This is a genomic window from Primorskyibacter sp. S87 (genome assembly GCF_049801055.1).
Taxonomy (GTDB): domain Bacteria; phylum Pseudomonadota; class Alphaproteobacteria; order Rhodobacterales; family Rhodobacteraceae; genus JBNAGF01.
Map to the genome: position 1 here is coordinate 51,499 of NZ_JBNAGF010000005.1, position 13,804 is coordinate 65,302.

Annotated in this window: 12 protein-coding genes; 4 read left to right on the top strand and 8 right to left on the bottom strand. The window is 57.5% G+C overall.

Features of this window, described 5'->3' with window-relative positions; translation table 11 throughout:
- Window positions 1-140: 140 nt before the first annotated feature.
- The 4 genes from ACP15U_RS10250 to ACP15U_RS10265 all read left to right on the top strand — a co-directional run bounded on the left by ACP15U_RS10250 (window position 141) and on the right by ACP15U_RS10265 (window position 4,665).
- Entirely contained in the window at window positions 141-1,157 is a 1,017-nt protein-coding gene (locus ACP15U_RS10250) for an amino acid ABC transporter substrate-binding protein (RefSeq protein WP_425045052.1), read from the top strand.
- 132 nt (window positions 1,158-1,289) lie between these two features.
- The gene (locus tag ACP15U_RS10255; protein WP_425045053.1) at window positions 1,290-2,558 is read left to right on the top strand and encodes an amino acid ABC transporter permease; all 1,269 of its coding nucleotides are present in this window, start codon (window positions 1,290-1,292) and stop codon (window positions 2,556-2,558) included.
- A 1-nt stretch (window position 2,559) separates the two neighbouring features.
- Window positions 2,560-3,861 (top strand): amino acid ABC transporter permease, encoded by a 1,302-nt coding sequence (locus tag ACP15U_RS10260; RefSeq protein ID WP_425045054.1) that lies wholly within the window; start codon window positions 2,560-2,562, stop codon window positions 3,859-3,861.
- A gap of 12 nt (window positions 3,862-3,873) precedes the next feature.
- Window positions 3,874-4,665, top strand: a complete 792-nt coding sequence (locus ACP15U_RS10265) for an amino acid ABC transporter ATP-binding protein (RefSeq protein ID WP_425045055.1) — start codon at window positions 3,874-3,876, stop codon at window positions 4,663-4,665.
- 145 nt (window positions 4,666-4,810) lie between these two features.
- On the opposite strand, the gene ACP15U_RS10270 is transcribed toward ACP15U_RS10265, so the two are convergent.
- From ACP15U_RS10270 to ACP15U_RS10305, 8 genes are all read right to left on the bottom strand, one after another.
- Window positions 4,811-5,308, bottom strand: coding sequence for a SixA phosphatase family protein (locus ACP15U_RS10270; RefSeq protein ID WP_425045056.1), 498 nt, complete (start codon window positions 5,306-5,308; stop codon window positions 4,811-4,813).
- Between the two features lie 643 nt (window positions 5,309-5,951).
- Window positions 5,952-6,746, bottom strand: coding sequence for a sterol desaturase family protein (locus ACP15U_RS10275; protein ID WP_425045057.1), 795 nt, complete (start codon window positions 6,744-6,746; stop codon window positions 5,952-5,954).
- A 66-nt stretch (window positions 6,747-6,812) separates the two neighbouring features.
- A complete protein-coding gene (argB, locus tag ACP15U_RS10280) occupies window positions 6,813-7,676 on the bottom strand; it encodes an acetylglutamate kinase (protein ID WP_425045058.1) in 864 nt (287 codons plus the stop codon).
- A gap of 70 nt (window positions 7,677-7,746) precedes the next feature.
- Window positions 7,747-8,400, bottom strand: coding sequence for a ribosome biogenesis GTP-binding protein YihA/YsxC (yihA, locus tag ACP15U_RS10285; RefSeq protein ID WP_425045059.1), 654 nt, complete (start codon window positions 8,398-8,400; stop codon window positions 7,747-7,749).
- 114 nt (window positions 8,401-8,514) lie between these two features.
- Window positions 8,515-10,338, bottom strand: a complete 1,824-nt coding sequence (gene yidC / locus ACP15U_RS10290) for a membrane protein insertase YidC (protein ID WP_425045060.1) — start codon at window positions 10,336-10,338, stop codon at window positions 8,515-8,517.
- A 126-nt stretch (window positions 10,339-10,464) separates the two neighbouring features.
- Window positions 10,465-12,012 carry a putative bifunctional diguanylate cyclase/phosphodiesterase gene (locus ACP15U_RS10295; protein ID WP_425045061.1) on the bottom strand — a complete coding sequence of 516 codons (1,548 nt, stop codon included), beginning with the start codon at window positions 12,010-12,012 and terminating at the stop codon, window positions 10,465-10,467.
- A 67-nt stretch (window positions 12,013-12,079) separates the two neighbouring features.
- Entirely contained in the window at window positions 12,080-12,961 is an 882-nt protein-coding gene (gene ttcA, locus ACP15U_RS10300; RefSeq protein WP_425045062.1) for a tRNA 2-thiocytidine(32) synthetase TtcA, read from the bottom strand.
- 51 nt (window positions 12,962-13,012) lie between these two features.
- Window positions 13,013-13,516 (bottom strand): ion channel, encoded by a 504-nt coding sequence (locus ACP15U_RS10305; RefSeq protein WP_425045063.1) that lies wholly within the window; start codon window positions 13,514-13,516, stop codon window positions 13,013-13,015.
- Window positions 13,517-13,804 lie beyond the last annotated feature (288 nt).

Consider the following 13,804-nt stretch of genomic DNA (forward strand, 5'->3'; position numbering starts at 1 on the left):
AGTCTTGACGTTTGTTGATGATTGCGCCCAAACTCGGCGCACCGAGTAAGGGGGGGGTCCCTACTACGGTGTCTACACCGGCGTCTACTCGCGCCGGATAAACCGCCCCACAGGGGGTGGAACATCAGGAAGAGGTAAAAATGAAGAAATCCGTATTTTTGGGCGCGCTGACCGTCGCCGGTCTTGCTGCCGGTGCTGCGGCAGCGGGCACGATGGACGACGTTAAGGCGCGCGGCAAACTGAACTGCGGCGTGACCACGGGTCTGGTTGGCTTCGCAGCGCCGGATTCGAACGGGGAATGGAATGGTTTTGACGTGGCCGTGTGCCGCGCCGTTGCAGCTGCGGTTCTGAACGATCCGACTGCTGTGGAATTCGTTCCCACGACCGGCAAAACGCGCTTCACCGCTCTCGCTTCGGGCGAAATCGACATGCTGGCGCGCAACACCACCTGGACGTTCTCGCGCGACGTGGACCTCAAGTTCGAATTCGTTGGCATCAACTACTATGATGGCCAGGGCTTTATCGCTCCGAAAGAACTGGGTGTTGGATCGGCAAAAGAACTCGACGGTGCCACCGTTTGTATCCAGACCGGCACCACGACCGAGCTGAACCTGGCGGACTTTTTCCGCTCGAACAACATCAGCTACGAGCCGGTCCCGATCGAAACCAACGCCGAAGGTCAGCAGCAGTATCTGGCTGGCGCATGCGACGTCTACACGACTGACGCATCGGGCCTTGCCGCGACCCGCGCTTCGTTCGAGAATCCCGGCGATCACGTGATCCTGCCGGAAATCATCTCCAAGGAGCCGCTCGGCCCGCTGGTCCGTCATGGCGACAACGAGTGGGGCGACGTTGTTCGCTGGACTCTGAACGCGCTGATCTCGGCAGAAGAGCTGGGTGTGACCTCGGCAAACATCGGCGAAATGGCCGAAAGCACCGATAACCCGGAAATCCGTCGTCTGCTCGGCACCGAAGGCACCCTGGGCGAAATGCTGGGTCTCGACGCCGATTGGGCCAAGCGCGCAATCATGGCCGGTGGCAACTATGGTGAGATCTTTGCCAAGAACATCGGCGAAGACACTCCGATCGGTCTGGCTCGCGGCCTGAACGCACAATGGACCGAAGGCGGCCTGCTCTACTCGCCGCCGTTCCGCTAAAATAACCGCAGAAAGGGCGCAGGAAACTCCTGCGCCCTTTTTGCATTATCAGGGAGAACAGCCCGGTCTTCGGGAGCGAAGATCAACTTCGCCGAAGGGGAAAGACCGGGGCTACGGGGAAACACATAGGTCATGACGACTCTCACTGACCCGCCAAAGGAGCAGTTCCGGCTGTCCATGCTCCTCTACGATACGCGGTATCGATCAGCCACAATCCAGGTTATCGCGATGATCGGTTTCATGCTGTTGGCAGCTTGGCTGATCAACAACACGATCATCAATCTCAACACGTTGGGCAAAGAAGTCGGTTTCGGGTTCCTTCAGGAGCCAGCAAGCTATGACATCAACCAGCGGCTTCTGGAATATGACAGTCGCGATCTTCACCTTCGCGCCGCTTTCATCGGATTGCTGAACACGCTTGTGGTTGCTTTCCTTGGCTGCGTAACGGCGACGGTCGTCGGTGTGTTTGTCGGTGTTCTGCGGCTGTCATCGAACTGGCTGGTCGCACGGATCATGACGGTCTATGTCGAGATGTTCCGGAACGTGCCGGTTCTGCTTTGGATCGTGTTGGCAATGGCCATCCTGATCGAGAGCCTGCCGTCACCCAAAGCGTTCCGCGGAGAGAATGCCACCGAAACCATGGATCTGTGGGGGTCGGTCGCGGTTACCAATCGCGGTGTCTATATCCCCGAGCCGCTCTTTTCGCGTAGCTTGGGCAACATCCACCTGTTCGGAGACAGCGCGCTTCGCTTTGACGTTTCGCTGGACCTTATTGCCATTCTGGTGGTTCTGGGGCTCAGCATCTGGGGAATGCGCAAAACCGTAGCTTGGGCGAACAACGTTCAGGAATCCACCGGCGATCGCCCCAAAACGTGGCACATTCTGATCGGCCTTCTGTTCGGACCGACCATCATCCTTTTGATCGCTCTGGGCTTTCACCTTGGATATCCGGAGCTGAAGGGATTTAACTTCAAGGGCGGCACGCATCTTCGAAATTCTCTGATTGCGCTATGGCTTGCACTCTCTCTCTACACTGCGGCGTTTATCGCCGAGATTGTGAGAGCGGGTATTCTTGCTATCTCCAAGGGCCAGACCGAGGCTGCTTCGGCTTTGGGCTTGCGTTCGGGACGCACTATGCGGCTGGTAATCCTGCCGCAGGCTCTGCGGGTTATCATTCCGCCGATGATTTCGAACTACCTGAACCTGACCAAGAACTCGTCGCTGGCGATCGCGGTTGGCTACATGGATATCACCGGCACCCTTGGTGGTATCACCATGAACCAGACCGGGCGTGAACTGGAATGTGTTCTGCTTCTCATGCTTGTTTATCTGATGATCTCGCTGAGCATCTCGGCGGTGATGAACTGGTACAACGAACGCGTCAAATTGGTGGAGCGGTGATATGAGTGATATTTCTTTCGTCCGCACGGAAATGCTCCCCGAACGGGCACCGCCGGCCTCGGAGGTCGGGGTTCTTGGCTGGGTTCGGCACAACCTGTTCTCAAACTGGATGAACTCGATCCTGACCGTGGTTTCTCTGGGGGCGATCTACTACGTGCTCGCCGGAGTGCTTCCCTGGGTCTTCTTGTCGGTCAACGCGCCGTCACTGAGTGAATGCCGCGAGATCATGATCGAACGCTGGGGGTCCACCCATGGCCATGCCTGCTGGGGTGTGATTTCGGACCGGTGGCTGCAGCTCCTGTTCGGTTTCTATCCCAAGGCGCTCTATTGGCGTCCGATTCTGGCCCTGCTTCTGCTGTTCGCTGCGCTGGCGCCGGTTCTGTTTGCCGACAGGGTTTCCAACAAGCTCCTGTACCTCACTGCAATCTACCCTTTCCTGATGCCTTGGCTACTTTGGGGCGGGTCGATCTGGGGTCCGATCTGCGCCGCAATGGGCTTTGTCATCGGCTATCTGGTGGTCAAGTTCGTGACCGATATGGCCGGAACACTGATCGCGACTATTGCGGCCGTGGTTGCTGCCTTTGCGTGGTGGCTGCTCCTGTCCGGTCCGGTTTCCTCGGCGCTCTCCTCGATCATTCCTCTGGCGATCGAGAGCGTTGAAAGCCGGCAATTCGGCGGTTTCATGCTGGCTATCCTGCTTGGTGTTGTTGCCATTGGTGTATCGCTGCCGATCGGCGTTGTGCTTGCTCTTGGGCGCCAGTCCGACCTGATGATCATCAAGTACTTTTGTGTCGGGTTCATCGAGTTCATCCGGGGTGTGCCGCTGATCACGCTGTTGTTCGTGGCCTCACTGCTGCTCAACGTGTTCCTACCGCCCGGTACCAACTTTGACATCATCCTGAGAGTGATGATCATGATGACCCTGTTCTCGGCTGCCTATATGGCAGAAGTGATCCGGGGCGGTCTGGCGGCGTTGCCGCGCGGCCAGTACGAGGGGGCTGACTCGCTTGGTCTCAACTACTGGCAGGCACAGCGCCTGATCATCATGCCTCAGGCGCTCAAGATCTCGATTCCCGGCATCGTGAGCACCTTCATCGGGATCTTCAAGGATACCACGCTGGTGTCGATCATCGGCCTGTTCGATGTGATCGGTCTTGCCAACGCTATCCGTGCCGACACCGCCTGGATTGGCATCTATTGGGAACTCTTCGCGTTCATCGCGGTGCTGTTCTTCATCGTGTGCTTCGGCATGTCCCGCTATTCCATGTATCTGGAGCGCAAGCTTCAGACTGGCCATCGTTAAGGAGTTCAACCTATGTCTGAACTTTCCGTAGAACGTCAAATTGACCGTTCCAAAATGACGGTGAGCGACGAGGTCGCCATCGAAATCACCAATATGAACAAGTGGTATGGCAGCTTCCATGTGCTGCGCGACATTAATCTGACCGTCAATCAGGGCGAGCGGATCGTGATCGCGGGGCCGTCGGGATCGGGAAAATCCACATTGATCCGCTGCCTGAACGCGCTGGAAGAACACCAACAGGGCAGGATCGTGGTGGATGGTACCGAACTGTCGAATGACCTGAAGAACATCGATAAGATCCGTTCAGAAGTCGGCATGGTGTTCCAGCACTTCAACCTGTTCCCGCATCTGACGATCCTCGAGAACTGCACGCTGGCCCCGATCTGGGTGCGCAAGACGCCCCGAAAAGAGGCCGAAGAACGGGCGATGCACTTCCTTGAAAAGGTCAAGATTCCGGAGCAGGCCGACAAGTATCCCGGCCAGTTGTCGGGTGGTCAGCAGCAGCGGGTTGCGATTGCCCGTTCGCTTTGCATGATGCCGCGGATCATGCTGTTCGACGAACCGACTTCGGCGCTTGATCCGGAGATGATCAAAGAGGTGCTCGACACCATGATCGAACTGGCCGAGGAAGGCATGACCATGCTGTGTGTGACCCACGAGATGGGTTTTGCCCGCCAGGTGGCAAACCGCGTGATCTTCATGGATGCCGGTCAAATCGTCGAACAGAACGAGCCCGAAGAATTCTTCAACAATCCGCAATCTGACAGGACAAAACTGTTCCTGAGCCAGATCCTCGGACACTGAATGAAATCACGAAACTGGATGAGGCCGGGCAGGATCCCGGCCTTTTCTTTTGCATGTACAACTTCTGGACAGGCCCTTCCGATTGGCAGGCAACCGAATATGGTTCCTGCCGCGTCCTGTCACCTCGGGATTGCTTGCGCAATTGTCAGGTGACGAGATCACGAGGAACGGTAAATCCCAGTACCTTGCCGGAATGCGGTTGCACGTCTTGCCAGGATTCGCACGGGAATTCCATCACTGTCGTGGCGCAGGTCGGATAGTCAAAAAAGCGGGGGTGGTTGGGAGCTGTCTCCACGAGATCAGCGGCGAACCCGGTGATCCCCGGATTGTGGCCGAGCATCATAACCGTTTTTCCGCTTGCACCGTATAATACGTCAAGCATAGCAGTCGAACTTGCGTGATAGAGCGCGCGGGTAAAGGTTGTATCCGTGGCACTAAACCCCATGCGATCCCAGGTCTCGCGAGTTCTTGCAGACGAAGAAGACAGCAGCTCGTCCGGCGTCCACCCATTCTCGCGAAGCCATATTCCTATGGCGGTGGCTGAGTTTCGCCCGCGTTTGTTGAGCGGTCGATCGTGATCGGGCAGGCCGGGGGTATCCCAGCTGGATTTGGCGTGGCGCGTCAGGATCAGGATCAGGGTCATCGCGGGTGAAAGGCTTTCATATGTAAGGCGCTTTGAGCGGGTGTCCGTCCAGCCCCTGCGCTGAGTGGACAGGCAAGTCGCGCAGCGCAGCCATCAGTCATACATGCAGCGCCTTGGGGTTGGTCCAGACAGCCGCGACAGGCTTTGACATCATAGCTGTCCTGCCTCAATGCGCCAACGGGACAAGCAGTGCTGCATGGCGCTGGGCAGTCGATACAGGGTGAGGTTTGTTCTGTGTCGGGTAGCGACAGAATCTCGTTGAAATGAAGTGCCCCGCGCAAGGAAATCATCAATCCGACCTCATCATGCACAAGCATGCCGACCGGGCTGGTGTGGAACCGTCCGGTGCCGAGGGCCCAGCTTATGAACGGAGGATAGGGCGGGCCGTCAGAGGGAAAGCTGCAACTCGCCCGAAACTGCCGGGCAATGCCTGAAACAATGCGCTTGGACCATCGGTCAACGGGATGAGGTTGCCCGTCAAGATATTCGTCGGATCGGGTAAACACCGGCCAGAAACCTCTCCCGGTTCCCAACAAAACCAACGTGCCAGACCTGTCGTCCAGGCCATGCGGCTCTTGGGGGTTGGATGCGCCCATGAAAAGCAGGCCCGCCGAATTTGCGGCTTGCTCGATGGTTGCGATGCTCATTTGCGCCGAAACGGGAGCGCAAGGCTCCAACCCAGCCGGTTGGGGCGGTCATCTTGCCAGTGCAGACCGATCTTCATGTCTTCGTGTCCCTCCGACGGTTGCGCGATGTAGGTTCCCATCATCCGATCCCAAATTGATAGGGCAAAGCCGTAGTTGCTGTCATGCTCGGTGCGGTGCACCGAATGATGAACCCGGTGCATGTCGGGTGTCACCAGAATCTTGCGTATAACGGCGTCGACCGAAAGAGGTAACCTCAGATTGGAGTGATTGAACAGAGCGGTCCCGTTCAACAGGATTTCGAACAGAACAACGGCAAGGACGCTGGGACCCAGAAGATAGACAAGACCGATCTTGAGCAGCATAGACAGGGCAATCTCGACCGGGTGAAAGCGGACGGCAGTGGTTACGTCAAAATCCCGGTCTGCATGGTGCACTCGGTGCAATCGCCACAGAATCGGCAGTTTGTGTGTTATCAAGTGCTGCGCCCAGATCGCAAAATCAAGGATCAGGATCGACAAACAAATCTCGAGCCAAGCAGGCCAACCCAGTATGTTGAACAAACCCCAGCCATGGGATTGCGCATCCATTGCAGCTCCGATTGCCAAAAGCGGCATGCCCAAGGCCAGCGCCCGCAAAGTGAGCGTGTTGATCACGGTGATCGAAAGGTTGGTTAGCCAACGCCGTCCGCGTGGGTAGCTGCGGGATCGGCGTGGAGCCAAGGTCTCGGCTAGAGCGAACAGCACAAAAAGACCGGCGAACACGGCAAGGCGGAGGAGCGACGAGTATTCCATGCATTCACATTTAGGCATGTGAATGGGTGTCGCAAGTCCCGATACATCAACGTAGAAGATTTGTGATCAATCCGGGCGGATCAGAGAGCCCGCGCCATGTTCGGTAAACAGCTCAAGCAAAACAGCATTTGGAGCCCGGCCATCCAAAATGACGACGGCGCGCACGCCACCATGGATGGCATCCAGCGCGGTTTCGGTCTTGGGTATCATTCCACCGGCGATGGTTCCGTCGCGGGTCATTTCCCGGATCTGCCCGGTTTTGAGTTCGGTAACGACCTCACCTGCGGCATTCTTTACGCCGGAAACATCAGTCAACAGCAGCAAACGATCCGCCTTGAGCGCAGAGGCAATGGCTCCGGCTGCCGTATCGCCGTTAATATTGAAAGTTTCGCCGTTCTTTCCGGCACCAAGCGGTGCAATGACCGGGATGACATCATGCGAGAAGAGATCACGCAGCAGTTGCGGGTTCATTTCGGTCGGGGTTCCGACAAAGCCCAGCGACGCATCCGTCTGGCTGCAGATCATCAGGTTGGCATCTTTCCCCGAAAGGCCAACCGCCTGCCCGCCCTGCGCGTTGATGGCTTGAACGATGCGCTTGTTGACCACGCCAGACAGAACCATCTCAACCACTTCGACCGTGGCTGCATCCGTCACCCGCTTGCCGCCCACGAATTCGGACTGGATGTCGAGCTTTTTGAGCATCGCATTGATCATGGGGCCGCCCCCGTGAACAATCACGGGATTGACGCCGACCTGCCGTAACAACACCACGTCGCGGGCAAAGCTTTCCATCGCCTCGTCCGAGCCCATCGCGTGGCCGCCCAACTTGATGACGACTGTGGCTCCGTCATACCGCTGCAGATAGGGCAGGGCACTCGATAGTGTGGCGGCGGTGGCAATCCAATCCCGGTTCATGCGCTGTTTCTTCATAGCTACGTTCCCTCTGGCTCACCGTGTTATGCGTTTTGCACGGGGCTGCCAAGTGCGACAGAACGCGGGCCTACTCTAACCCGGCAATAATGGCCCGCAATGTCGGGATACCATCGCCCTTTTCCGACGATGTCAGAACGATCTCGGGAAAGGCCGCAGGATGCTTGGACAAGGCATCGCGCACCTGCGACAGAACCTTTTCGCGGTCCTTGGCTTTCACCTTGTCCGCCTTTGTCAAAACGCATTGGAAGGTCACCGCACTTGTATCGAGCAGCTTCATGATCTCCTCGTCGACCTTCTTTACCCCGTGGCGGCTGTCGATCAGGACAAAGGCCCGGCGCAGTGTCTGGCGTCCGCTCAGATACTGCTTCAGCAGTCTCTGCCATTTCTCGACCACGGCCAGCGGCGCATTGGCATAGCCATATCCGGGCAGGTCTACGAGATAAAGCTCCGGGCCTTGGGTGAAGAAATTGATCTCCTGCGTCCGGCCGGGCGTATTCGAGGCGCGGGCAAGGCCTTTGGTTCCGGTCAGGGCGTTGATAAGGCTGGACTTGCCGACATTCGAGCGGCCTGCAAAGCAGACCTCGATCCGGTCTGCCGCAGGTAGGCCGGACATGGCCACCACTCCCTTGAGAAATTCGGACTGGCCGGCAAACAGCAGACGGCCGTTTTCACGGGTCGATTCATCGGGGTCTTCGGCAAGCGGAAAGGGCAGGTTCGTCACGGCAGGATCCTCACGTCGTCAGCTGCGCCACTGCGGGCCGTCACCTTGACGATCCGCCAAAAGCACACGCCCCCCGGATAGTGACCGAGGGGCGTGAAATTGCAATCTGCGCGGTCACTTTGCGTCAGGTTTCCGACCGCGTTTGAAGCTTGATTTGATGTTTCCGAACACATCCGGCGTATAACCCTGACTGCGCATGATCAGGTATTGCTGGGTGAACGTGATCACGTTGTTGGAAATCCAGTAAACAACAAGGCCGCTCGCGAACCCGCCCAGCATGAACATGAAGACCCAAGGCATCCACGCGAAGATCATCTGTTGTGTCGGATCGGTCGGTGCCGGGTTGAGCTTTTGTTGGATCCACATCGAGATACCCAGCAAGAGCGGCAGGATACCGATGAAGATCAGCGCCAGCAACGAGCCCGGAACCGGTCCATCAAAGGGGAGCAGGCCAAACAGGTTCATTATCGATGTCGGATCCGGTGCACTGAGATCCTGGAACGGACCGAACCAGGCCGCATGGCGCAATTCGATGGTAACAAAAATCACCTTGTAGAGCGAAAAGAAGATCGGGATCTGGAGCAGGATCGGCAGACAACCGGCAGCGGGGTTCACCTTTTCTTTCTTGTAGAGCTCCATCATGCCTTGCTGCATCTTCTGGCGGTCGTCACCGGCAGCTTCTTTCAGCGCCTCCATCTGCGGTTGCAGCTCTTTCATCTTGGCCATCGAAACGTAGGATTTGTAGGCCAACGGGAACAGGATCGCCTTGAGAATCAGGGTCAACCCGATGATCGACCAACCCATGTTTCCGGTCAGTTTGTTGATCTCGTGCAAAAGCCAGAAGATCGGCTTGGTCAGGAAAAAGAACCAGCCCCAGTCGATGCTGTCGAGATAACCCTGGATCCCTTCTTTCTGGTATTCGCGGATGGTTCCCCATTCCTTGGCGCCAGCAAACAAGCGGGTTGACGTTGTCTCGGTGGCGCCTGGTGCCACGGTGAGGGTCGGTAGCACGGTTTCGGTCTGGTAGATCTTTCGGCGGTTGTCGAATTTGGCAACCGATTTGAACTTGGAACCGGGCTCCGGGATCAGCGTGGTCATCCAATAGTGGTCGGTAAAGCCGATCCATCCGTTTTCGGTGACCTGAAAAACTTCGGCCTGCGCACCTTCATTCGCGTCGATCTCAAAATCGCGCATCTTGGAATAGTCGATTTCCTCAAGCGTGCCGTCGGCCATTCCAACGACACCTTCATGCAGAATGAAGAAGTTTTTCAGCCCGGGTAGGTCGGCGTCTTCACCGGTCCCGTGGCGGGCAAGTACACCATACGGGGCAAGGCTCGCGGCGGCGGACGAGGTGTTCTCGACGGATTGCTCGACGTCAAACATATAGTTTTCGTCGACCGAGATCGTGCGTCGAAATATGAGGCCACTTCCATTGTCCCAGCGGAGCGTGACCGGGGATCCGACCCCAAGGGTCTCTCCCTTTTCAACGGACCAAAGGGTATTGGCGCCGGGGACGTCCTCCAGCGAAACCCCGGTACCGGGAGCCCAGCCATAAAGTGCGTAATAGGCCGATGGACTGCCAACTGGCGATAGCATCTTGACGATATCCGCGCCGGGCTCGATCGTTTCACGATAGTCTTTAAGCGACAGGTCGTCGATCCGACCACCCTGCAACGAGATACTCCCGGTCAGGCGCGGCGTTTCGATCTGTACACGCGGCGCATCAGATTCGGGTTCCGCGACGACTTGGCCTGTGCCGGCTTGAGTCTCTGCCACACTGGGGGCGGTGGCGACCTGCGATTCTGGGGTGGTCAGGGCAGCCTGTTCGACCGGTGGTGTCTCAGTGGGTTCCGGTGGTGGGAATAGAACGAACCAGACAAGGATCACGACAAAGCTGAGCGCGGTTGCAAGGATGAGATTCTTGTTCTGATCGTCCATTTGGGACAGCCACCTTATACGATGAATTACATCGGTGGGTTCAACAGAGTGCAGCCCCAAACGTCAAGTGGAATCACCCCAGAATGCCCCTTCATATTTGGGGGTTCCCGCAGTTTGCGGCCGGTTTCATCCATTTTTTCCACTTATGCGAGGAGTTTCCTGCAGTTTCGCACGGTGTGCGGCGGCCCAGTCCAGAGTCTGGTCGAATGGCATCGGTCGGCCAATTCCAAAGCCCTGAACATGCCCGCATCCGAGTTGTGCAAGTACCGCATGTTCGCCCACAGTCTCGACGCCCTCGGCCAGTGTTTCTAGATCAAGCCGCTCTGCCATCGTCAGGATTGCAGTGATCATTCGCTGTTGTTCAGGGTCCCGGTCGGCCTTCATGACAAAAGACCGGTCGATCTTGATGCGTGATATGGCAAAGCGCCGGATTGCCGCGATCGAGGCATGGCCTGTGCCAAAGTCGTCTAGATCAATGCGGCAACCTATCCTGCCCAGTTCCGCGATGTTGCGGGTTATAATATCATCAGGAGTGTCGCTGACAACGGTTTCCAGAACCTCTATCGACAATCTGTCCGGGGTCAGTTCGAAGCGGTCAAGCTCCCATTGGATGCGCTCGGCAAGGCGCGGGTTCAGGAGTTCCTGGGTAGCGAAGTTGACGCCGACGCGCGGCACTTCGGCCCCTGCGCTGTCCCATGCCTTGAGGGCGGTCAGGGCATGGTAGAGCATGACCTGTCCCAATCGCTCCATCAGCCCGGCTTCTTCTAGAGCGGGAAGAAACCGATCGGGAGCGATCAGACCGCGTGTCGGATGTGCCCAACGCGCCAGAGCTTCGAAGCCGGTTATGTCGCCGGTATCTGTGGAAATCTGTGGTTGATACCACGGCTGTATCTGGCCGCTTTCCAATGCCGTTTCGATTTCTTCGTGCAGCTCGCTCCGGGCACGGGCCTTGTGCTGCAAATCTGGCGAGAACGCCCGGATGGAGGACGGACCGTGTACGACAGCTTCGTTCAGCGCCGTGGCTGCTGCATCAAGCCATGCCGCACTGTCCTCGCCGGGGCAGACACTGTGCTGACAGAACCCGATTGAACCGGAAACGTAGACGGACAGCCCATCCAGCGAGACCGGGTCTTCCACCGTGGCCTGAAGCCTGCCGGCCAGCTGTATGCATAGTTCGAGATCCATTTGTCGGGTGGGCCGCAGGCAAATCGCATACTGGCTGTCGCTCAGCCGGGCGACGGTATCGCCATCCCGGAGGGCTGACAGGATGCGCTCTCCCATGCGGCGGGCCACGAGATCTGCAGCGGATCTTCCGTGGGATTTGATTAGGTCATCGAACCCGTCCAGCTCGATCAGGAAACAGGCTGATCTGAGGCCGTTGGACTGTGCCGCCCTGAAGTCGCGATCCAGCACGATTTCGAATCCATCCCGCATCAACAAGCCAGTGGCCATGTCCCGCAGCATCCCATCGCCGGGTGCCGGGCGGCCGAACGCGCCTGTCAGAGCAAAAACAAGCGGCAATCCCAAGGACGTCACGACCAGCGCAGGCTCTCCACCAAACCAGAAGGCGCCCAAGGTTATGGCCGGAAGGAAGGCCAGAACCGGCGGGCCGGTCAAAACTGTTGTGAGGTCATGGCGGAGGTGGCTGAGTTTTGCAGACTTGACGATTCGCATGGGTTGACCTTTCACCGTGAACGCTGCGAGCGTTGCGGGAAGGTAGCCCTTGGATCTGACCCCGACGTTAACGCAGCTGGGGTATTTGCTCTGAATTGTCAGGATTTTCCGCGAAGTCCAGCCGGGACTCGCGCTGCAGGCCGGCAAAATCGAACAGTTTTGGATCGAGCAAGTGGGACGGGCGCGCGTTCATCAGCGCCCGGAACATGACCTGCCGGCGACCCGGGTTGTTTCTCTCCCAACCATCGAGAATCTGCTTCACTTGCTGGCGCTGCAACCCGTCCTGGCTGCCGCATAGATCACAGGGGATGATCGGGTAATTCATAGATTGCGCGAACTTTTCGCAATCCGCCTCGGCCACGTGGGCAAGCGGGCGATAGACAAACAGATCACCCTCTTCGTTCACCAGTTTCGGCGGCATGGTGGCCAGCCGGCCTCCGTGAAAGAGGTTCATAAAAAAGGTTTCGAGAATGTCATCCCTGTGATGGCCCAAGACCACCGCCGAACAGCCCTCTTCGCGGGCGATGCGGTACAGGTTTCCGCGCCGCAGGCGGGAACAGAGCGCGCAATAGGTCCGCCCTTCCGGCACCTTGTCCATGACGACCGAATAGGTATCCTGATACTCGATCCGGTGCGGGACACCCATTCGTTCCAGAAACTCGGGCAACACCGTCGCCGGAAAACCGGGTTGCCCCTGATCGAGATTGCAGGCCAGCAGGTCGACCGGCAACAACCCGCGCCACTTTAGTTCATGCAGGACAGCCAGAAGGGTGTAACTGTCCTTGCCGCCTGACAGGCAGACCAGCCAGCGTGCGCCGCGCTCGATCATGCCATATTGTTCGACTGCCTCGCGGGTGTAACGCACGATGCGTTTGCGCAGCTTTTTGAACTCGGTGGTCGAGGGCGCCCCGGCAAACAGTGGGTGGATATCGGAATCGTTGTCCAGCATGGGGCGGCTTTACTGGAACAGGCACCATCCGACAAGAAGGCTTGCACAGGCCTAGCCGTGACCAGGGCCGTGGTTGCGCGAGTAAACGCCCACTGCTGCTGCCACGAACAAACCCAGTAGAATGTAACCGCAAATCGCTTCGGCGACGGAAATGGCCCGGCAGTACCCGACGGGCTGGAGGTCTCCGAACCCAAGTGTGGTGAACGTCACGTAGCTGAAATAGAGCACGTCATTGGGCTGTTTCGCGCCCAGAACACAAAGGTCGTAGTAGCCAAAAGACCCATAAACAGCAGCAAACAGAAATGGGACAACCTGAATGAAGGAAACGCCCATCAGGATCAGTTTCGACCTCGCGCGGCTGGCCTTGGTCGAGTAGAGCCAGAGCTGTATCAGCACAAAGATCGACAATCCCATCGTCGACAAGGCGCCTGCCGTATCGCCAGCCTTTTCGTCGCTCAGATGTGATAAGGCATAAAATGCGCCACTACTGATCAGGATCATCGCGAAAGCGATGGACATTGTCAGCATCAGTTCGCTGCGTGTGCTCTCGGGCATCATCCTGTCTCCGTCAATCTTGCATCACTTTGGCATGAAGCCATTGGGGGTTCAGCAGAAAATGCAGGCAATTCGCCCAAGGGTTCTCAATGCAGCACCTTCGGGTAGCCCTTGGGTGTCGCATCTGCAAGTTGCTTGGAAGATTTGCCAGTTAGATTCTATCGCGTCGATATCGACCCAAAGTATCAGGTATGCAATGCACTCCGTGTTGCTTGGCCCGACAGCTTATGCCCTACAATCGTTGGTACTCCAGAACCTAGCGGTCCAATGCACGCGCGAATTGGCCAC